General features: G+C 44.6%; 14 protein-coding genes and 1 pseudogene. All 15 read left to right on the top strand.

Annotated features, from left to right (window positions below; genetic code table 11):
* Nucleotides 1–164 precede the first annotated feature (164 nt).
* Nucleotides 165–3,440, top strand: coding sequence for a SusC/RagA family TonB-linked outer membrane protein (locus DSL64_RS02440; protein ID WP_229216923.1), 3,276 nt, complete (start codon nucleotides 165–167; stop codon nucleotides 3,438–3,440).
* Between the two features lie 10 nt (nucleotides 3,441–3,450).
* A complete protein-coding gene (locus DSL64_RS02435) occupies nucleotides 3,451–5,124 on the top strand; it encodes a RagB/SusD family nutrient uptake outer membrane protein (protein ID WP_115829039.1) in 1,674 nt (557 codons plus the stop codon).
* Nucleotides 5,125–5,151: 27 nt separating this feature from the next.
* Nucleotides 5,152–6,312, top strand: a complete 1,161-nt coding sequence (locus DSL64_RS02430; RefSeq protein ID WP_115829038.1) for a glycan-binding surface protein — start codon at nucleotides 5,152–5,154, stop codon at nucleotides 6,310–6,312.
* A gap of 17 nt (nucleotides 6,313–6,329) precedes the next feature.
* Nucleotides 6,330–7,190, top strand: a complete 861-nt coding sequence (locus DSL64_RS02425; protein ID WP_115829037.1) for a hypothetical protein — start codon at nucleotides 6,330–6,332, stop codon at nucleotides 7,188–7,190.
* Nucleotides 7,191–7,211: 21 nt separating this feature from the next.
* Nucleotides 7,212–8,522: a serine hydrolase domain-containing protein gene (locus DSL64_RS02420; protein ID WP_115829036.1), complete on the top strand. Its 1,311-nt coding sequence runs from the start codon at nucleotides 7,212–7,214 to the stop codon at nucleotides 8,520–8,522.
* 179 nt (nucleotides 8,523–8,701) lie between these two features.
* Nucleotides 8,702–11,389, top strand: coding sequence for a PQQ-dependent sugar dehydrogenase (locus DSL64_RS02415; protein WP_158547848.1), 2,688 nt, complete (start codon nucleotides 8,702–8,704; stop codon nucleotides 11,387–11,389).
* Between the two features lie 27 nt (nucleotides 11,390–11,416).
* Nucleotides 11,417–13,615 carry an alpha-galactosidase gene (locus DSL64_RS02410; RefSeq protein ID WP_115829034.1) on the top strand — a complete coding sequence of 733 codons (2,199 nt, stop codon included), beginning with the start codon at nucleotides 11,417–11,419 and terminating at the stop codon, nucleotides 13,613–13,615.
* Nucleotides 13,616–13,723: 108 nt separating this feature from the next.
* Nucleotides 13,724–14,674, top strand: a complete 951-nt coding sequence (locus DSL64_RS02405) for an alpha/beta fold hydrolase (RefSeq protein ID WP_115829033.1) — start codon at nucleotides 13,724–13,726, stop codon at nucleotides 14,672–14,674.
* 60 nt (nucleotides 14,675–14,734) lie between these two features.
* A pseudogene (locus DSL64_RS29475) lies at nucleotides 14,735–15,112 on the top strand (DUF6876 family protein).
* 774 nt (nucleotides 15,113–15,886) lie between these two features.
* Nucleotides 15,887–17,248, top strand: a complete 1,362-nt coding sequence (locus tag DSL64_RS02395; RefSeq protein WP_115829031.1) for an NtaA/DmoA family FMN-dependent monooxygenase — start codon at nucleotides 15,887–15,889, stop codon at nucleotides 17,246–17,248.
* Between the two features lie 126 nt (nucleotides 17,249–17,374).
* Complete coding sequence (locus DSL64_RS02390) at nucleotides 17,375–18,172, top strand: NADPH-dependent F420 reductase (RefSeq protein WP_115829030.1); 798 nt, start codon at nucleotides 17,375–17,377, stop codon at nucleotides 18,170–18,172.
* Nucleotides 18,173–18,213: 41 nt separating this feature from the next.
* Entirely contained in the window at nucleotides 18,214–18,969 is a 756-nt protein-coding gene (locus tag DSL64_RS02385) for an NADPH-dependent F420 reductase (protein WP_115829029.1), read from the top strand.
* 149 nt (nucleotides 18,970–19,118) lie between these two features.
* Nucleotides 19,119–19,937 (top strand): SDR family NAD(P)-dependent oxidoreductase, encoded by an 819-nt coding sequence (locus DSL64_RS02380; protein ID WP_115829028.1) that lies wholly within the window; start codon nucleotides 19,119–19,121, stop codon nucleotides 19,935–19,937.
* Nucleotides 19,938–19,998: 61 nt separating this feature from the next.
* A complete protein-coding gene (locus DSL64_RS02375; RefSeq protein WP_115829027.1) occupies nucleotides 19,999–20,895 on the top strand; it encodes a helix-turn-helix domain-containing protein in 897 nt (298 codons plus the stop codon).
* Between the two features lie 309 nt (nucleotides 20,896–21,204).
* Nucleotides 21,205–21,534 (top strand): winged helix-turn-helix transcriptional regulator, encoded by a 330-nt coding sequence (locus tag DSL64_RS02370; protein WP_115829026.1) that lies wholly within the window; start codon nucleotides 21,205–21,207, stop codon nucleotides 21,532–21,534.
* The last annotated feature ends 139 nt before the right edge of the window (nucleotides 21,535–21,673 follow it).

Genomic DNA, 21,673 nt, shown 5'->3' with positions numbered 1-21,673 from the left:
CAAATCATGCTGTTTAGCCAAATAGCCACTTCGGATTAGCCTCCGAAGTGGTCACTTCCCCACTGAAATCTTTGGCCGGATGCAGTAAAAGACTATGAAATAAATACCGCCAGGAATTTCGAGAGAATTTATCATGAAATATTAAACCCAATTACTGAAATAGTATGAAACATGCTTTACTAAGTCAACATAGCCATGCCTCGGCTATGGCCAGGAGGGTGCCACCTCTTTATTTTAAAGTAACAAAATTTACCAGGACAACAGCCTGCCTCATTTTGGTGGCTGTGATGCAGGTAAATGCCGATGGACATAACAAGATGACCTCAGGAGTAGGCTCCTACAAAACAGCTGTAAGCACCTTGTCGGCCATTGATGTGACCGGGAAAGTGGTCGACGACAAAGGAGAACCGCTTCCGGGGGTCAGCATCGTGATCAAAGGATCTACGCAAGGTACCACTACGAGTGCGGACGGTAAATATTCGCTTACGGTTCCGGCAAATAGCTCGGTGCTGATATTCTCATTTGTCGGGTATTTATCAAAGGAAGTGCCCATTGGTGTGCAAAGTTCCATTAATGTAACGCTCCTAGTGGATGACAAAGCCTTGGAAGAGGTCGTTGTTGTTGGTTATGGCGAAATGAAGCGCGCCGATCTGACCACAGCACAAACATCGGTGTCTGCCAAGGACATTGAGAAAACAGTGAACACGACCATTGAACAGGCTATTCAGGGTCGGGCTGCGGGTGTATATGTTACACAGAATTCGGGACAACCCGGCGGTGGCATTTCTGTGAATATCCGGGGGGTAAATTCGATCAGCGGGAGCAATGAGCCATTGTATGTAGTCGATGGCGTGCAAATTCCCGGGCAGTCTGCCTCCTACGGCGCACAAAGCTCTTCGAATCCGCTTGCAGGTTTAAATCCGGCTGATATTGAATCCATTGAAGTACTACAAGGTCCGTCTGCAACAGCAATATATGGTTCGCGCGCTACCAACGGCGTTTTAATCGTTACGACCAAAAGAGGAAAGGCAGGTGATACCAAAATTTCCTATGGCTATCAATATAGCCTGCAAACGCCACCATCAGCTATGAAGGTGATGAATATGTCACAATATGCGCAAATGGTGGGTGAATACCATGCGATCGCAGGTGGAGATACACCGGGAGAATTTCTGGATCCATCACTTTTGGGTCCGGGAACGGATTGGCAAAAGGAGCTTTTCAAAAGCGCACCGATGAACAAGCATCAGTTAAGCCTGAGCGGGGGAAATGAGAAAACGACTTATTATCTGTCGGGCGAATACTTAAAACAAGATGGTGTTGCCTTAGGCTCGGGTTTTGATAGATACGGATTCAGATTGAATTTGGATAACAAACCAAGAAAATGGGCGACGATCGGCGCGAATCTTAGTTTTAATCAAACCAATGATAACCTCACTACAAGTCAGGAAAACGTAATAGCTAGCGCATTGCAGCTTACACCCCAAGTTCCGGTAAGAAATCTGGACGGATCGTGGGGCGGGGGAGATGAGAACAATGGTGCCAACCAATTCGCGCCGGTGAACCCGATTGCGATCGCAAATCTAACCACGAACAAACTGGTTAGACGACAGTTCTTAGGTGGCTTAAATCTTGGCATTGAGATTATAAAAGGTCTTAATTTCAGGACTTCTTTTAACACTAATCTCGGGTTTTCAAATTCAACCTACTACGTACCTACTTACGCTATTGGCTGGGCAAGAAACGTTTTTGCCTCACTGAATAATGTAACAGGGACGAATACCTATTACAATTGGAATCAGCTCCTGGAATACAACAAACAGCTGGGCAAGCACAGTATCAATGTAATGGTCACCCACGAGGCACAGGCTTCTACCTATAAAAATGTAGGCGCGACCCGGACCGGCTTTTTAACCAATGATATACTTGATATTGCCGCCGGAGATGCGCTTACCTCCAGCAATTCAGGTGGATCTGGCGAATGGGCAATGGAATCGTATCTGGGAAGATTGAATTACAATTATGCGGATCGATACATTGTGATGGCAACAGTGAGACGTGATGGATCTGCCAACTTTGGTAAGGAAAATAAATGGGGTGTTTTTCCATCTGTTTCCGCTGCATGGCGTGTGTCACAGGAGTCATTCTTTAATGTACCTTTTATCAGCGATTTGAAGCTGCGTTTTGAGACGGGTGTGACCGGAAACCAGGGAGGTGGTGGAATTTATTCACCCATGGGGACTGGGGCAACGCCTACATCTACCGGTTTTTTACCTACTAAATACAGTAACCAGGGTTTGAAATGGGAGGAGACGAAGACCAACAATTTCGGTGTCAATGTGGCATTGCTCGACAACAGGATTCAGTTTGAGTTTGACTATTACATCAAGGATACTGACAACCTGTTGATGGAGAAACCGCTGCCCTGGTATATGGGAACCAATGGGACTGGCGCTGTAAGCTCTCCGACAGTCAACATCGGCGCTTTGCAAAACAAGGGTTTTGGCTTTACCATCAACACTGTGAACATGAACAGGGGTGGCTTCAAATGGGAAACTAACCTGAATATTTCCAGTTTCAAAACCAAGATCAAATCTTTCTATTCTGATAATGCATTTGTAGACCGTACCTCATGGTGGATGCAAGACTGGACACAGCGTGCACAGGTGGGGCAGGCGCCGTGGTTGTTCCGTGGTTATGTGGAGGAAGGTCTGTTCCAAAATGTAGCTGAAATTGAAATCAGTGCCGTCCCGGTAGATAACAATGGACAAAGGTTGCCAACGAATATCGATAACATCTGGGTGGGAGACGTGAAATTTAAGGACATCAATGGTGACGGCAAGATTGACGAAAATGATCTGACCAATATTGGTAATCCCTGGCCAAAACTGTTTGCCGGCTTCACCAATACATTTTCCTATAAAGGATTTGATCTCAGCTTGCTATTTACCAGTACTTACGGCAATGACATTTACAATTATCTGGCTAAGCTCAATACCAATGCAAGCAACATTAACCTGAGCCGTAACCTGCTGGTAGGCGCCATGGATTACGCCAAGCCCATCACCACTGAGAGCGGTGAAGTAGTGCTGGCCAATCCCGGAACGGACGTAGCACGCATATCCAACGGGCCTAACGGAAATTTCAACAGGCACACAGACAAATGGGTAGAAGACGGCTCATTTATCAGACTAAAAAATGTTTCGCTGACCTACAATGTACCTTCCTCATTGATGTCGAAGCAAAAAGTTGTGCGTGCTGCCAGGGTATCCGTCGGAGCACAAAATGTGCTCACTTTTACGAAATATACAGGTTTTGATCCGGAAGTAGGTGCTTATGTATCCAGGGATTCCAGTCCTGGTAATCAGGCGATCGGGCTTGACTACGGCCGCTATCCACTGACTCCCATTTACACTTTTAGCCTGGGCTTAGACTTCTAAAAAATATCAAATGAAAAATCTTAAATATATACTTTATAGCAGCTTTCTCGCCCTGCTTGGGTTGACATCCTGTTCAGAAGACTTTCTTGAAAGACCACCCATAGACGCCATCGTAGATGCTGGCTTTTACCAGACAGATGATCAGGTTTTGGCTTCAACCGCACTGCTATACAGCAAGGTGTGGTTTGATTACAACGATAAGGCATCGTATAACCTGGGTGATTTCAGAGCAGGGACAGCCTTTTCGGCTTACAATGACCGCGGTAATGTGCTTTTCAACACAACCGGTAATACACCTGAGAACGGTTCTGCATGGCGTTCATTTTTTATCGTTGTTGGGCAGTCCAATCTGGCCATCACCAACATCAATCAGTATGCAGGCGCAGGCGTTTCTCCAACGATTAAGAAAATGGCGATTGCAGAGGCCAGATTTATGCGAGCCATGGCCTACAGGTTCTTGGTGATGAACTGGGGAGCTGTGCCGATTATCGAAAATAATCTGGCGTTACTCTCCGATACGACTGTTTCGAGAAACACACCGGAAAGTGTGTGGAAGTTCCTGACAAGTGAAATGCGGCAGGTGGCTGAAGATCTACCGAATACACCTATACGTCCGGGACGGGTAACAAGGTGGTCAGCTGAGGGAATGCTTGCGAGGTTTTACCTCACACGTGCAGGCGTAGACTCGAAAGGATCAGGCACCCGCAACCAGGTTTTTCTGGACAGCGCGAAGTATTATTCCGAAAGAGTCATTACGCAAAGCGGTTTGTCCTTGCTCAGAAACTATGAATCGCTTTTCTTGTTTCCTTACGACAACAATTCTGAATCGCTTTTCTCGCTTCAGTGGGTTTATTCTCCCGGTGCATTTGGTACCCAAAATTCAACACCTGCTTACCTTGCATTCAGTCCCGACATTGCCAACGGTGACGGCTGGGGTGGCGACAAAAGTGCCACCTGGTGGATGCTAAGTCAGTACGATGGAATCAGAGTAACAACGACAGGTATGCAGGGACGCACCGTGGATCAGCGCCTGAAAGCCACATTCATGCTGCCCGGCGCTTCCTATCCGGAAATCACGCAGACCATACCCGGTGGCGAACAAAAGCTGATTGTTCCCAATCCAGGCGGTGACAATAACTTCTTGTCTATAAAAAAGTATGTGACGGGAAAAGCCAAAGATGTCGGTGGCATGTCGGCAGCACAGAACTATGGACATGACACATACATGATGCGACTGGCTGAAATGTATCTGGTTTATGCGGAAGCAGTTTTAGGGAATAATGCTTCTACCAACGATGTAAATGCGCTGAAATATTTCAACGCGATACATACGCGTGCTGGCTTGCCGGCTTTCACCGGACCTTTGACTTCGGACGTTATTTTCAAGGAGCGACTTATCGAATTTGCTATGGAAGGGATGGCGTGGTATGATCTGGTTAGTCTGCATTACTATAACCCTGCAAAAGCCTACGCAATCCTGAACAGCCAGGACAGGGGATTGTTTGCCACAGCGCCTGACCAATTCCCGAACCCTACATCGTGGACATTCACCAAAACGGAATGGTCAACCACCGAGCGTACGATCAATGCCAACAGTGGGAACTTTCTTTTACCGATCCCATCAGCGGAGCTGAGCCAGGCACCTAACCTTCAAAAACCCGCTGTTGATTATTACAGCAAGTAATTTTCGCGATTTAAAACTGATAATCAAATGAAAAAAATATATAGACAGGGCCTGTTCTTCGCCTTACTGGCGTTGATGGCAGCATTTCAAATTGCCTGCAAGGAAGAAAATCTTTCCAATAATGGAGATCCGTCAATCACATACATCCGCATCACCAATCCCGCATCTTCGGACTCGCTGCTGGTAGGTGCATTTCAAAATAACCTGATCGCGATTGTTGGTGAGAACTTACAGGAGGTGCGTGAGATTTGGTTCAATGATCAGAAGGCGGTACTGACACCTACCTACGTGACGAGTAAAAGTATTCTGGTCAGTGTTCCGGCAATGGTTCCAAAGGAAATCAACAACATCATGAAAATGATTTTCGCAAACGGGCGGACATTGGAACACAGTTTTGAAGTGCAGATTAACGAACCGGAATTGCTTAGCATGAGCTGTGAGTATGTGCCGGAGGGAGGTGTAGCAACAATCAATGGGAACTATTTTTATCCGCCACTTACGGTCACATTTGCAGGTGGGGCAATCGGGGAACTGGTTTCTGTTGAAGATCAGATCATACAAGTGCGTGTGCCCAAAGGAGCTGTGGCTGGCCAGTTAACTGTTAAGTCAAATTTCGGAGAAACCAAATCAGACTTCTGGTTTCGGGACAACCGCAATATATTTTTAGGAAATGATCCGTTCACAGGCTGGTGGAACCAGAGCTACGTGGTGACCAAACCTGGCGCGGGAGATCCTATCGCAATCAATGGCAACTACATCCGGGTGAAAGAAGCAATCAGCGGCTGGCAGTGGAAGGAAGTAGCAGGAGGCCCGCCTGATGCCATGGGACCGATCAGCAAAAACATTCCTGACGCGGCTATTTTAAGACCAGCGGATTATAACCTGAAATTTGAGGTAAATACGCTGAAACCCTACAATAACAATTTACTCAAGATTAATGTAGGATTGGCTAATGATTTCGTCACCGACGCTTACCAATGGGCTCCGCCTTACGATACCAAAGGTGTATGGAGAACGGTAACGATTCCTTTCGAAGAAGTTGCAGCCAGCTACGAAAGTCTTGGTGTGAGAATGAGCGTCAGCCCCAATGGTTATTATACAAGACTGCTGTTCCATGGTGGCGGAGATCTTGACGCTGATATATCGTTGGATAATTTCAGAGTAGTACCGAAGATTCTTAAAAAATAGTGTAAAAGACTTCCATTATGAAAAAACGAATATACCTGCGGTTTTTAACCGTGACAGTTTTATTGCTGATCTTTAAATTACTCGTTGCCTGCAACGATAACGAAGTCGTCAAGAGTGATCAGGTGCAATTACTTAGTTTCGGACCGTCCGGGGTGATGTTTGGTGACACCATCAGCTTTATCGGAAAAAACCTGGACAAAGTAACTTCTGTTGAATTGACAGGCGCCAGTGTTCCGGCATCTGCATTCGTGAGGCAAACTCCTGAGCGTATTACATTGAAAGTTCCCAATGAAACATCGGAAGGACTCGTGACTCTGAAAACAACAGCAGGCGACATTGTTTCAAAAACAATATTGAGCCTGGAAGTAGCTGTTAAAATTGTTAAAATACCAACGCAGGCCAAACCTGGCGATAATATTACCATCACCGGAGAGTACCTTAACTGGGTGAGGGGAGTCACATTTGCATCAGACACTACGGTCGTTGAATTTGTGAGTCAGACCATGACCGAACTGGTTGTAACCGTGCCATTCGGCGCACAAACCGGCCTGATCACATTCTCTGCCGGTGGCACAGACCCGCTTTCCATTGAATCAGAAACGGAGCTTGTGGTAACATTGCCTGTATTGAAAAGTTTTGCACCCGCACGTGCGGAACGTGAGAAAAATCTGACCATTGCAGGTACAAATCTGGACTTGACAATGGGCATATTGTTTACAGGTGTAATCGAACCGATAACAGAATTTGTAAGTAAAGCACCCAGCCAGTTGATCGTAAAAATCCCAAAGGAGGCAACGAAAGGTAAAATCAGCCTTATTGCATACTCCGGTGTACCAGTCGTATCTGCTGATACACTCAGATTTGTCGGCGATAAATAGTGGATTGAAACTAACCAAACTATGAAAAAAATATATTTGAGCCTGGCACTTCTCGCAGTGTGTGCAGGTGCCACAGCTCAACAGAAATCTGCCTCGGCGCAAGCGTTAAACTACAACGCGAACCTGAAAGCCATCGGTACCAGTGAAGAGAAAACCAAACGTATCGACTCTCTGCTACAGAGTTTCATTGATCAAAAGAAAGCCAGCAGCCTTGTTGGCTTTGTAGCGAAAGGTGGAAACGTGGTATACAACAAGGCATTTGGCTACAAAGATGTTGAAAACCAGGTTCCCGCTTCGATTGACGACTACTACATTCTTTTTTCGCAAACAAAGGCTGTGACAACCGTAGCTTTTATGACACTGGTGGAGAAAGGGCTGGTTTCGGTAGACGACCCGGTTTCTAAATATTTTCCCGAAATTTCAGACAAAGTGGCGACCGCCATCAAAGAGGATGGGACATTCGAAACAAGGCCGGTGAAAACACCGATGACATTTGCGCACCTGATGTCGCATTCGTCTGGAATCAGCGCCGGGCTGGTAGGAAAGGCGCGCCGGGCTGAAATGGAGAAAAGGAATGCAGCTGCAACCTCAGGAGCCGCACCAACGGCGGGACCGGGACAGCGGACTGGCGGGGCTGGCACGGCGAAATACCTGAGAGATGATATGATTGTCCTGGCAAAATATCCTCTGGGATTCGATCCGGGCAGCGAGTGGAGTTACCATATCAGCACGAATATGCTTGCTTACATGGTAGAGCTTATATCTGGCAAAAGTCTGCGTGAATACGTCAAATCAACTGTTCTGGATCCATTAGGAATGACTGAAACGGATTGGTATTATGTACCATCTAAGCTGAACAGGTTTGTGAAAGCTTACAGCGACATTGATGGGAAACTCGTTCCGCAGTCTAACAAGTTCAGCGAGGCGACAATCAGCACTGTTCAATCTTATGCAGAGGGAGCCATCGGTCTGAATGGACCTATTGGAGACTATGCCAAATTCTGTCAGATGCTTCTGAATAAAGGCGAGTTTAATGGGAAACGTATTCTCAAACCGGAGACAATTGAGTTAATGACAAAAGTCAACCGTTTGCCTGCTGAAAATTCAGGCGGTAAAGGGTTTCAATTCGGGCTTGGATTTGAACTCTACAACGCTGAAAAAAAGCCGGTTCCGGAGGTTTCGAACACTGCCTTTGCCTGGGGAGGATTGTACGGCACAGATTACATCATAGATCCCGAAAACAATATGATTGTGTTGTTTTATCTGAACATGCCCAAACACGAGCCGATGTATAAACCGTTTCTGAGTAAGGCTTATCAGCTGTTTAAATAATATAATCTTAAATCTGCCACTACAACAATGCTTTTATGTAGAGGGAGAGGAAGAAGTAATTTCTTCCTTCCCTTTTTCTTTCTTTAATTACTTCTCACATTACAAGAGCTATCTTACTCCTAATCTTGATGTTAAAATCTTGCTATTTAATGAATATGTGTTTGCACATGCCCTTAAAAATGGCGTTGGCCTTCTCCGGTTTACTTTTAATAACATGCTCGTCTTGGGCACAATCGCCTGGCAAACCGGAAAGCAACCGGTTCACCAAAGTTATACTTGCTCAGCGCCTTGAAGAGCCTATGCAGTTTCAGATTTTAAGAGACGGCAGGGTTCTGTTTGCCGAAAGGAAGGGCAAATTGAAGGTGTACGATCCAAAGTCAAAAGCACTTGAAACAGTTGCTGAGTTTGCAGTCAGCACAAAATATGTTAATAAAGCAGGAGAAGTAACAGAAGGGGAGGATGGCATGCAGGGGATTATCCTTGATCCGGATTATGAGAAAAATCACTGGATTTATATTTACTATTCTCTTGCTGGTGACGAGGCAAAAAATGTCCTGGTACGCTACGAGTGGCATGGCAAAGGGTTACTTGAAAGCAGCCGAAAGGTGGTTTTGGAAGTGCCCGTTCAGCGTGAGGAATGCTGCCACGTTGGTGGAGGGATGACATTCGACAAGGATAAAAACCTTTATTTGACCACCGGCGATAATACATTTTCACGTGCTTCAGATGGTTTTGCTCCCCTTGATGAAAGACCTGGGGAATCTGCCCGTGATTCTCAGAAGTCGTCCCCAAATACAAATGATTTGAGGGGCAAAATTCTGAGAATACATCCTGAACCAGATGGCACATACACGATTCCAAAAGGCAATCTCTTTCCTGTGGGGACGCCTCAAACCAGACCTGAGATTTACACAATGGGTAACAGAAATCCCTGGCGGCCAACCATCGATTCGAAAACCGGATGGCTTTATTGGGGTGAAGTTGGTCCGGATGGCTCACGGGACGATTTGGAAAAACGCGGTCCGCAATCCTACGATGAGTTCAACCGTGCCAAGGGTCCGGGATTTTACGGATGGCCTTATTTTGTTGCCGACAACAAAGCGTATATAAAATATGATTTTGCAACCAAAGTTTCAGCAGGACCATTTGATGCCGCAAAACCTGTTAACAATTCTCCAAACAGCTCCGGTTTAAAAGAGCTTCCGGTTGCGCAGCCTGCTTTTATCTGGTATTCGAAAGCGCAAAGCCAGGAGTTTCCGTTAATGGAAAGCGGCGGTAACAGCGCAGTGGGAGGGCCGGTCTTTAGAAAAGATGATTTCAAAAAGGCCTCACGATCATTTCCGGAATATTATGAAGGTAAATGGTTTATTACCGACTGGGTACGGGGTTGGGTGAATGTAGTAGAAATGAATGAAAGCGGTGAGTACAAATCCATGGAGCGCTTTCTGCCTGATCTGAAACTGAAAGGGCCGATTGATATGAAATTCGGACCGGAAGGTGATCTGTACGTGCTTGAATATGGGAACGGGTATTTCAAAGATAATCCCGAGGCAGAACTGATCCGGATCGAGTACAACAGCGGAAACCGAAAACCATTGGTAGAAGCATCAGCGAACAGAATAGCAGGAGCACTTCCTATGCAGGTGACACTTTCGTCAGCAGGAACCAGAGACTATGATCAGGATGATGTATTGCAATACGAATGGGTTATCACTAAAAACAATGCGGCTTTTAAAACCCTGAAAGAAGCCAATCCATCTGTTATTTTTACAACACCTGGTACTTATAAGGCAACCCTAACGGTAACGGACAAGGCCGGAGAGAAAAATGCCAAATCGGTTGAGATAAAAGCAGGGAACGAACCTCCTGCAGTAGATTTCAAAATCACTAGAGGCAATTCTACCTTCTTTTTCCCAGGAAACAGTATCCAGTATCAGGTGAGCGTCAGCGATAAGGAAGATGGCAGTCTTGCAAACAAAAAGATATCTCCCTCCCAGGTTTCAGTCAGCACCAATTATTTATCAGAAGGTTTTAATTTGACCAAAATAGCTCAAAAACAGTTAAGTGTAGATGCGTCTGCGCAATTTGCCACCGCTATTTCACTGATTAATAACGGAGACTGTAAGGCTTGCCACGCTACGAATGAGAAGATGTTGGGCCCTTCGTTCAAAGCAGTAGCTTCAAAATACAAAGGCGATCCAACTGCAATGGCAGCTTTGTCTGATAAAATTCTAAAAGGTGGTTCGGGTGTTTGGGGAGATGCGTTTATGCCCGCTCACCCGACGATGGCCGAAAGTGATGTGAAAGGAATTGTCAAGTATATTATGAGCTTGTCCGATGCGCCCAAACCTGCGAAAACGCTGCCTGTAAAGGGCAGCTACACAACTGTGGTACCAAAAGGAGATACAGAAGGTAGCTTCATTTTTCGCGCCGCCTACACGGACAGAGGTACAAAAACAGCACCTGCTCAGTCGTCAGAATCAACGCTGGTACTGCGCAGTCCGATAGTTCCGGTATCTTATGCTGACCAGTTTAAAGAAATTAGCTTCAACAATGACAGTACCATGGCATTTGTCAGGAACTCCGGAGCATCCTTCAGGCTCAGAGGCACGGACCTTACAGGTATCAAACAAATTGAGATCATCCGTGCTCCGGGAAGAAATTCGTCCATGCCGCTTTCAGGAACAGTGGAAATACATGCCGGCGCTGTCGACGGAATTCTTTTAGGTAAGTTTTCGGGTGAATACAAGGATAAAACGATTCTCGAAGTCACTCCTGGTGCAGTGGCAGGTGTAAAAGATATTTACTTTGTCTTTACCGGAATGCCACTAAGAATAAAAGCAATCAGGTTTGGTCAGGGAGAATAAAATCAATCAATAGTAATTAGATCATTTATGTTTAAGAAAATAATCCACTCTGTTTTACTAATCATCTTTGCAACTGCTTCTTTTGCCCAGAATGCGCCAATCCTTATCCCGATAGAGACCAGGCAAAACGTTATGGTGCTGCAAACGGATAAGGAAAATCATCTCGGAATAAGCTATTTTGGGAAGAAATTAAGTCAGACTGAGGAATACAAACTCATTCCATCACAAAGCCGTCAACAGGATGGAAATGCGGGAATTTACAATTCGGCTTACACTCCGTCGGGAACATGGAGCGTTTCCGAACCGGCTCTTCAGCTTACACATGGCGATGGAAATAAGTCACTGGACCTTGTTTATGTGAGCCACAATACCACAAAAGAAAATGAAAATGTGAGTCTGACGAGCATTGTATTAAAGGATCCAATTTACCCGGTTGAGGTAACACTTTTTTACAAAACCTATTTTCAGGAAGATGTAGTTGAGCAGTGGAGTGTCATTAAAAGCGACGAGAAAAAGCCTGTCACACTCGAAAAATATGCTTCCGCAAATCTGTATTTTATTGCAAAGGATTATTATCTGACGCACTACAATGGAACATGGGCCAAAGAGATGAACCCGGAAGAAGAATTACTGACGGCCGGAATACGGGTATTGGATTCTAAATTGGGGACTCGCGCCAATCTGTACCAGCCACCTAGTTTCTCCTTGTCTTTTGATAAACCGGCAACTGAAACCGAAGGAAAAGTATTATTGGGAACCCTGGCCTGGTCAGGAAATTTCAAAATGGAATTTGAAGTTGATTCTTACCATAATTTGCGGTTAATAGCGGGTATAAACCCCTTTGCTTCCTCGTATCCGCTCGCTTCAAAACAGGAATTTAAAACGCCTTCTTTTATCTACACGTTCTCAGAAAATGGAAAAGGCGAAGCAAGTCGCAATTTGCATAACTGGGCCAGAAAATATAGAATTGTGGACGGTGAAGGAACCAGAATGACTCTTTTGAACAACTGGGAAGCCACTTATTTCGACTTTAACGAAGACAAACTTTCTGAACTTTTCAAAGACGGTAAAAAGCTGGGTGTCGATCTGTTTTTGTTGGATGACGGCTGGTTTGCCAATAAATACCCAAGAAACAGTGATGGGGCGGGCCTGGGAGATTGGCAGGAAAATGTTAAAAAACTACCTCATGGTATTGGTTATTTGGTGAAGGAAGCACAAAAGACAGGGATAAAATTTGGGATCTGGGTCGAACCGGAGATGGTAAACCCTAAAAGTGAATTATATGAAAAACATCCGGATTGGGTTGTAAGGCAGCCGCAACGCCCGGAACATTACATGAGAAATCAGCTTCCGCTCGATTTGACAAATCCGGAAGTGCAAAATTTTGTTTATGGACTTTTGGATAAACTTTTCACCGAAAATCCGGATATCGCCTACATCAAATGGGATTGCAACGCGGTCACCTACAATGCTTACTCTCCGTATCTTGAAAAAAGCAAACAAAGCCAGTCTCAGTTTTATGTGGATTATGTAAAGGGATTGTACAAGGTTCTCGAAAAGCTGCGGGCAAAGTATCCAAAAGTGCCGATGATGCTTTGCTCTGGGGGCGGTGGCCGTGCAGATTACGAAGCCCTAAAATACTTTACAGAATTCTGGCCTAGCGATAATACGGATCCATTGGAAAGAGTCTTTATGCAATGGGAATATTCTTACTTTTTTCCGGCCATCACGCAAAGTGCACACGTAACGGATTGGGGAAAGCAGCCGCTGAAATTTCGTACAGATGTGGCCATGATGGGCCGGTTAGGATATGATATTGTAGTAAGTCATTTAAATGAAAAGGATTTCAAATTCAGTCAGCAGGCTGTTGCTACTTACAATGCAGTGAAAGATGTCATTTTTCAAGGAGATCTTTTCAGATTGGTGGATCCTAAGAAAAATAACTACGCCGCGCTGATGTTCGCTACCAAAAATAAGTCCAAAGCAATTCTGTTCTCATATTTGGTCGGCAACAGAAATGGTGATGGCTCGGATACGCCCATCCGCCTGGAAGGACTGGATGCTACAAAAAAATATAGAGTAAAAGAGTTGAATCTATATCCTGATACGAAATCTGCATTGAAAGAAGATCAGATTTATTCAGGAGAATATCTGATGACGGCGGGATTCAATCCGGTTGTGAATGCGAGAAGGACGAGTGTGGTGGTGGAGATTGAGGTAATGTAGTACGCCTTGTTTTTTGATAACAGTAATAGTCAAAGTCGAAAACGACACATTACCTGTACTCTCATTTTTTGTCCTTGATCGTAAATAAAACTATAAATCAAATTGACCATGAAGTTGCAAGCCAAAAAGTTTCTATCAATTCTGATGCTGTCGATGCTTATCCCGACGATAGCCGTCAATGCTCAATCTGTAAAATTTCCCGAAGGCTGGACCGATGGTTATGCGTATGTCAATGGTATACGCTCGCACTATTACCACGCCAAGCCTGCGCCGGGTAAACCTGTGATGGTGATGGTACATGGTTATACAGACATTGGGCTTAGTTGGGCTACTCTGACTTTGAAATTGCAGGATGCCTATGATATTTATATGATTGATACGCGAGGTCACGGTTTGACCGATCCGCCTACTGCAACGGATAATGGGGAAACAATGATCAAAGACGTTGTGGATTTTGTTAAGTTCATGAAGTTTGAAAAACCGATCCTGATGGGACATTCGATGGGAGCAGCCACCGTTATGCGGGTAGGTGCACAGTATCCCGACCTGGCAAAGGCGATTATTATGCTTGATCCCTCCGTAGCTAACCGCGCCCTCAGTCCGGCACCACAGGCGGCTGGTGCATCAGCTGCACCAGCAAGCCAGACACCAGTCCGCAAGCCCAGTATGTTCAAAAGTCCGGATACCCTCGTTGCACAGAATAATACACCATTCGAAGAGGTTGTAGCGAGAGGCAAACGTCAGAATCCGATGTGGGACGATGTGGATGTATACTACTGGGCATTCTCAAAAAAGCAATATCATGGCCCTTACACACCCGAACAGGCGCAGGCAATGACAGGTACGATGAGTACAGCAGACGCCCTGGCAAAAATCAAGGTGCCGTCGTTGATACTAAAAGCAGATGCGAAGCCCGAAGTACGCAAGGCCAATGAAGAAGCGGCCCGTGTCATGCAAAACGGCAAATTAATTCACATTGATGGAGCCGGACACAATCTGCATCACGATAAGCTGGCGAAAACCGTGGAAGTACTGAATGCATTTTTGACGAGTTTATGATCATAAACTTATTCTGATAAAAACGCAGGTGCTTAACTGTTATCCAGGAGCTGTGGCTCGGTGTTAGTCTTCTCGGGAAATGTAAGTTTTGCTCCGATAAAGCTTGCCGGGTTTATGGGAACTGAGCAATGGTACCGTCACCCCATCGTAAAAAACACGTTATATACTGATGGAATTAAATATGTAGCTCAAAAAGCTGGGGCCTACTGGCTCATTGATGAAATGACTTTTAAGTAGTATCATCCCCGGATCAAAAATGAAGAATTTCAGGTTTGGACTCTTAAAGTTGATCTTGAAGAGTCTACTGCTAGACTTACTTGCGATGATGGTAACGACCCCATACTATTAACGAAATTAATTGGATACACCGACTTTCCGTTTGGAGAAATTGAAATTTACATGGCCAGTAATGTGATTTTACTGCCAAATGAATATTGAATTGAAAAAGCTGCTTCTTAGGGAGCAGCTTTTTCGCTATTAGGCCTATGTGAATTTTAGAATTGTTTTGCACTGTTTAGGAGAGATGAGTTCGTTTAAACAGTCGTTTTAATGAACTTTGATCAAGTTGCTATTATGTCCAATTCTGAGTTGTTAAAGTCGTGTTAAGTACTTATTAGCATTTTTAGCGGACATTATCCCGTACTAACAATATTGATGAGACGCCGATATTTATGTACGTTTAGCAAACAGTTTCCACAATACTTCCAGAATAATTGGCACGGGAAGAACTATTTCAGCAAGCAGCCAGTTATTAATACATTAACGAATGCGCATGTATTTAAAAGTTAAAAATATGGATACGAAATCACTTACTAAAATGGCAAAATCGCTTAGCGATCCCCACCGTCTGCTGCTGCTTAAAGAAATAGCATAAGGGACAAACAGAGGGTGTGCTGATCTGTTTGAATTCGTTCCAATAAGCCAGCCGTCCATGTCGCAGCACCTGAAATCATTGGCAGAGTCTGGGTTAATCGAATCACATAAAGAAGGACGCAATAAGCGTCTTGCCATTAATGATGAAAAATTAGAGGAGTTGACGCGTTTTCTGCAATCTCTGAAAATAGCCTGACATAGTTTTACCCACTGGCCAGCATGTAGTGGGTTTTCTTTTTTTTAAAAACATAAAAGTTTGCTTATATATTGATTTAACAATACGTTCGAATCCATAATGCCACGGTAAGAGCGTATCCAGCCATTATTATTAAGAATACCATGATAAATTCTTCAAAAGACCAAAACAGTAATCCCTCCACTTCAAGCAAACAGATGCTGATCGGCCTGCATTTGGGCAACGGGTATGGTTCTCAACCTGGGGCGTGGCGAATGCCGGGAGTAGATCCCGAAAGTTATACAAGTTTTGACGCCAGGGCTAGGCAAGCTCAGGCGGCTGAGCGCGGCAAGTTTCAATTTATTTTTTTGCCTGATGGTCCTGGTGCTGTGATGTCAGACATCGCAACGGAATCTCCAAATTTCAACCTGGACGTCATGATGACGCTTGCCGCAGTGGCACGCGCAACAGAATATATCGGCTTGGTCGCAACAGGATCTACAACATTCAATGAGCCTTTTAATCTCGCAAAGCAATTCAAGGCGCTGGATATTATGAGCCATGGTCGTGCGGGATGGAACGCGGTAACATCCAGCGGAAATGATGTAGCCGCTAACTATGGAAGAAAAATTCCATCCAGTGAGGATCGTTATGGCCGTGCCCATGAGGTTATTCAATTGATCCAGGCACTTTGGGGCAGCTGGGGAAAGGACGCCTGGGTGCATAACCAGCATACCGGCCAGTTCGCAAAGGAAAGTCAGATTCTTCCCATTTATTTTCAGGGAAAATATGTCGGCTCGCGCGGGCCGCTTTACATTCCTCCGTCCGAGCAGGGTCAACCTATCATCTTTCATGCTGGCGGCAGTCCTAATGCACATGAGCTCGCCGGACGCTTTGCGAATGCGGTCATCGGGTCGGCCTTTACCATTGAGGATGCGCGCGCGCAGCGCCATGCGTTCAGGGAGGCGGCCAAACGTTACGGGCGCGACCCTGACGAGATCAAATATATTCCTGGTTTGATGACTACCATTGCCAAGGACAGGCGCACAGCACTCGACCGCCGGATTCTGTTAACTCAGCATACCTTCGGTCAAAGAGTAAGCTATCTGCAACAAATGCTCAGTATTCCACTTGACGCAGCCCTGTTGGATCAGCCACTTTCGAAGCAGCAACTGGCTGATGCACGGCCATCTCGTTACGATCCTCGCTCTTCCCATGCTTTGAAGATTGCAAAAGAAGGCTGGAGCCTGAAAGATATATTGGCTCATGGTGTGATCGACTATCACCCTGTGATTGTCGGTCCAGGCATTGAAGCAGCAGATCATATGCAGGAATGGTTTGAAGCTGGTGCAGCTGATGGTTTTTGGATATCGCCGGACGTGAATGCAGACGGGATAGATGCCTTTGCAGATGAAGTAGTTCCGATCCTGCAACAGCGGGGGTTATTTCACAAGGATTATGAAGGTAAGACCCTGCGGGAGCATCTTGGTGCACCAGACCAGTATGGCATTGATCCCCGCGTTTGATTAGGGGTATGGAACGGGCTGGCCGAAATTTAAACTAAGTATCAATCAACTTAAAATGAAAAGATTAGAAGGTCTTGGAAAGGGCTAGGACTGCAATCGTTAATTACCAGTATTTGAATCTAAAAAATGAAAATAGGAATTATAGGGGCCGGATTAATCGGAAGAATATTGGCCAAAAAGTTTAGTGATGCCGCCCACCAGGTCAAGCTGGCCGACCGTAAATCGGTAGTGGCCATACAGGCCGTAGCTGATTTGGCCTGCGTAGAAGCTGTTGAGATGGAAGATGTGTTCACCGACATTGATGTACTCGTCATAGCGATTCCTCTTATGGCAATACCATCTTTGGCGCAAACCCTGCAAGAAAAGTTAGAAGCTAATGTCGTCATCATTGAAACGACAAATTACTGGCCGCACCGGGATACTAAAATAGAAGCCCTTGAAAATGGAACTGTCAACAGTGTTTGGGTGCAGCAGCAATTGGGTCGGACCATTGTGAAAGCTTTTAGTAATATCGGTGCATTCAGTCTTCTAACTGAGGGGAAACCAAAAAGCAGTAAGGATAGAATTGCGATAGCAGTTTCCGCAGATGTTCAAAGCGAGAAGGATCTGGTAATGGGATTGGTAGATGGTGCAGGATTTGATGCCCTGGATGCTGGACCATTAGAGGACTCGTGGAGACAACAGGCTTGCGGCCCTGCTTATTGCACAGACTTGCCTTTAGACCAGCTTGTTAAAGCAAGGCAATCCACAGTGCGAGAGACCCTGGCAGAAAAACAGGAACTGTCATTTAGTTTAATGAAAGATTTGGGGCAGGAATTTTTTGACATCCTGGTTTCCGGAAATTATCCGGACGACTTCGTTGATCACGCAGTAGATATCAATCGGTCGATAAACAGCTTACCGCCAAGAACGCACAGCAAATAAATTAATACAATCAAAGTAACTAGTTATAAAACAATTGCAATATGAAAATAGGAATAATAGGTACCGGCGCTATTGGCGGTACGATAGCAAAAAAAATGGTGGCGGCAGGTCACGACGTCAAAGTCAGCAATTCAGATCAAGGGGATAAATTAGACGCCCGTGCAATGGAATTAGGTGCATCACCTGCAACAATAGAAGGTGTTGTAACAGATGTAGAGGTCATCATTATCTCAGTGCCGACTATAGCCATCCCAACTTTACCGAAGGATCTGTTCGCAAACGTTTTGGAAAATGTGATCGTGGTAGACACTTCTAATTACTATCCTTTCCGCGATGCTGATATTGAAGAGATCAAAAACGGAAAAGTAGAAAGTGTTTGGGTATCAGAGCAATTGGGCAGGCGCGTGATCAAGGCATTTAACAATTTATTGGCGGAAACACTTGAAAATGGCGGAAGAGAACCCGGTGCTTATGACCGGATAGCGATGGCGATTGCTGGTGATGACGCAAATTCAAAAAAAATTATTGCAGGATTGGCCAATGATGCAGGTTTTGATACCGTTGACTCTGGTACTCTCTCTGAATCGTGGAGACACCAGCCGGGTACACCTGCTTACTGCACAGAACTTAATGCCAAGGAATTAGGGCAGGCCCTTTCGGACGGCATCAAAGAAGAAGCTCCGATTATAAGGGATAAAGCAATTGCCGGACTTTCATCGCTGCCAAACTATCCGGCACACCCCGATGTAGTCAAGTTCAATAGAGGATTGTTTGAAAAAAATCCTAAATCTGTTTGAATGAAACATGTATAGGTCAGTTTCTTATCCAGGAGCTAATACATCTGGCAGCTTTTTGGTAAAAACGTTTCATTATTGCCCACTTTTGTATCGTAAGCCGTGTCAAAAGTTAACAGAACTTTGTCATTATAAATATTCAAAACAAAGTTATGGCAAAAACAATTTTTATAACTGGCGCTTCCCGAGGGTTTGGCCGGATTTGGACAGAGGCATTTTTACAACGTGGCGACAATGTCGTTGCAGCTGTACGTAAGCCCGAAACATTGACTGAGCTTACAGAAGAATTTCCATCGAATCTATTGGTATTGAAGCTCGATGTGACAGATAAAGAAGCAAGTTTCGATGCGATTCAAGCTGCGAAACAGCATTTTGGACGTATTGACGTGTTAATCAATAACGCGGGTTATGGACAAATCGGAGCCGTGGAAGAGATAAGCGAGCAGGAAGTAAGATCACAATTTGAAACCAACGTCTTAGGTTCCCTATGGAATATTCAGGCAGTATTGCCTATTATGCGCCAGCAAAATTCGGGTCATATTATTCAACTATCAAGTGCGCTGGGATTGAATACAGTTACCTTCATGGGATTGTACAGCGCAACCAAGTTTGCAGTTGAAGGGCTCACGGAGACATTGGCTGCCGAAGTGAAAGATTTTGGGATTAAAGTAACCCTACTGCAACCCGGTCCTTATGACACTGATTTTAATGGTTCGGACTCTCTTGCTACAAGTAAGTCGATCCCTGTTTATGATAGCATGAAAAAAGTGTTTTGGGAAAATGCTGAAGCGGGAGGCTCCGGTAACCCTACAGCAACGGTCGATGCACTCTTCGCTTTGGTGGATGCTGAGAATCCGCCCCTGAGATTGATCTTAGGTAAGATTGCTTTGCCATGGGTAAAACAAACCTATGAGCAACGCTTGAAAACCTGGGAATCATGGCAGGACGTTTCTGTGGCAGCGCATGGCTAAATAAAATTTGAAATGAACGGAATCCAGATTTGTCGGGTTCCGTTTTTATCATTGAAAAACCATGGAACATTTCAAAAAAATAAGCGACTTGCATGAGGCACTGGGTGTTAAGCCCCCTGAGCATCCGCTTTTTAGCGTCATGTATGGTGAGCGTGACACCTGTGATGGTAATCATGAGGTTGAATTTACTTCACCATTCTACATCATCGGTTTTAAAAAGTTGAGATCAGGCAGCATGCTGTACGGAAAAACAAAGTATGACCATGACCGGGGCGCCATGTCCTTTGTAAAGCCGCAACAGAAAGTAACATTTAAAAATGTAGAGTTACAGGAAAAGGGCTTTCTGATTATTATCCACGAGGACTTTCTGCCAGGAACTGCCATTTATAACGAAATTAAGAAATACAGTTATTTCGACTACGAAGTTAATGAGGCTTTGCACCTTTCACCGGCCGAGGAAGCCATAATCTGGAATTTGTATTTCAGTATAGAAAAGGAGCATTACAACAACACCGATGAGTTAAGTAAGGCCATAATTGTGAGTCATCTGGACGCTCTGCTTAAATATGCACAACGTTTCTATAAAAGACAGTTTATTAATCGGACTCAGTTAACCGGTTCGACAGTGACTAAATTCAATGCATTGCTTGCTGCTCACTTTGATGAAATAAAAATAGAAAGCACCAGACTTCCCACAGTGTCAAACCTTGCTGATAAACTTAATATATCTCCCCGCTATTTAACCGACCTACTCAAACAAGAAACCGGAAAAACAGCGTTGGAGCTAATTCATCTTTTTTTAATCAACGAAGCGAAAAATCTGTTGACAGAAGGTGAACTTAATGTGTCGGAGATTGCGCATTTACTTGGTTTTGAAAATACTACTTACTTTTCCCGTCTATTTAAAAAAGAAGTAGGGATTGCCCCAAATAAATTCAAAGGCAGTCTCTCAAATTAATGCTCGGACATCTTTGATCATAATTGCTTGAATAAGGATGCGCATCATGCGCTTTTTTCTGTTTTTTTCGCGACGGCCTGAAAGGTAGCGCCCGGCTAATCACCGTCTCCAGTTTCAGTGGAGAGGTGTAAAATCAACTGTTTATTCAGCCCCTGTTTTTTTTCTTTATAAGCTGTTTTCCCGAAAAACTAGTTTTCTCATCTTGCTGTTGTCTCAGGTAATCGAATAAAATTGACAATAACGTACTGTTTAACAGTTAATTGAAATTCGATTGAGCTGCCTGCCAAATACTTAAAATTTTGATTTTCAATGAAAAAAAGAGAGCCAATTTTGCCATGTGATGATAGTTGTTCGCTGAAGGCATCATTAAAGATTCTTGGTGGCAAATGGACGCTGATGATCATATTTAAGATCAATGACAATGTGATCCGTTATGGTGAGCTGAAAAGGGCTATTCCAAGTATCAGTGAGAAAATGCTGATCCAAGAATTAAAGATGCTGGTTGAAAATAAATTGGTCAGCAAAAAGGCTTTTTCTGAAATCCCACCCAAAGTAGAATACAAGTTGACTGACCTTGGCCGCAAGACCCTACCGATCATCAACAAGCTGATAGAATTCGGTCTAGAAAACTTAGTCTGACGCTGATTTATTGGATGGACGTTCCTCATACCGTGAGTGCGTGAACCCGATTCAGGACGCTTTTATACTACCCTGCATAACGTATGATGGAAATTCGAGTACCCATGATGCTGTCGGTGTAGTAGATATTTCTTTAGAC

This window comes from Dyadobacter luteus, from assembly GCF_003383615.1.
Taxonomy (GTDB): domain Bacteria; phylum Bacteroidota; class Bacteroidia; order Cytophagales; family Spirosomataceae; genus Dyadobacter; species Dyadobacter luteus.
The sequence above is the reverse complement of the archived record's forward strand: the minus strand, read 5'-3'. Positions and strand labels throughout refer to the sequence as shown.

Coding starts and splice junctions, on each gene's coding strand:
- DSL64_RS02440 (WP_229216923.1), top strand. CDS start 165: ATGAAACATGCTTTACTAAGTCAACATAGCCATGCCTCGGCTATGGCC.
- DSL64_RS02435 (WP_115829039.1), top strand. CDS start 3,451: ATGAAAAATCTTAAATATATACTTTATAGCAGCTTTCTCGCCCTGCTT.
- DSL64_RS02430 (WP_115829038.1), top strand. CDS start 5,152: ATGAAAAAAATATATAGACAGGGCCTGTTCTTCGCCTTACTGGCGTTG.
- DSL64_RS02425 (WP_115829037.1), top strand. CDS start 6,330: ATGAAAAAACGAATATACCTGCGGTTTTTAACCGTGACAGTTTTATTG.
- DSL64_RS02420 (WP_115829036.1), top strand. CDS start 7,212: ATGAAAAAAATATATTTGAGCCTGGCACTTCTCGCAGTGTGTGCAGGT.
- DSL64_RS02415 (WP_158547848.1), top strand. CDS start 8,702: ATGGCGTTGGCCTTCTCCGGTTTACTTTTAATAACATGCTCGTCTTGG.
- DSL64_RS02410 (WP_115829034.1), top strand. CDS start 11,417: ATGTTTAAGAAAATAATCCACTCTGTTTTACTAATCATCTTTGCAACT.
- DSL64_RS02405 (WP_115829033.1), top strand. CDS start 13,724: ATGAAGTTGCAAGCCAAAAAGTTTCTATCAATTCTGATGCTGTCGATG.
- DSL64_RS02395 (WP_115829031.1), top strand. CDS start 15,887: ATGATAAATTCTTCAAAAGACCAAAACAGTAATCCCTCCACTTCAAGC.
- DSL64_RS02390 (WP_115829030.1), top strand. CDS start 17,375: ATGAAAATAGGAATTATAGGGGCCGGATTAATCGGAAGAATATTGGCC.
- DSL64_RS02385 (WP_115829029.1), top strand. CDS start 18,214: ATGAAAATAGGAATAATAGGTACCGGCGCTATTGGCGGTACGATAGCA.
- DSL64_RS02380 (WP_115829028.1), top strand. CDS start 19,119: ATGGCAAAAACAATTTTTATAACTGGCGCTTCCCGAGGGTTTGGCCGG.
- DSL64_RS02375 (WP_115829027.1), top strand. CDS start 19,999: ATGGAACATTTCAAAAAAATAAGCGACTTGCATGAGGCACTGGGTGTT.
- DSL64_RS02370 (WP_115829026.1), top strand. CDS start 21,205: ATGAAAAAAAGAGAGCCAATTTTGCCATGTGATGATAGTTGTTCGCTG.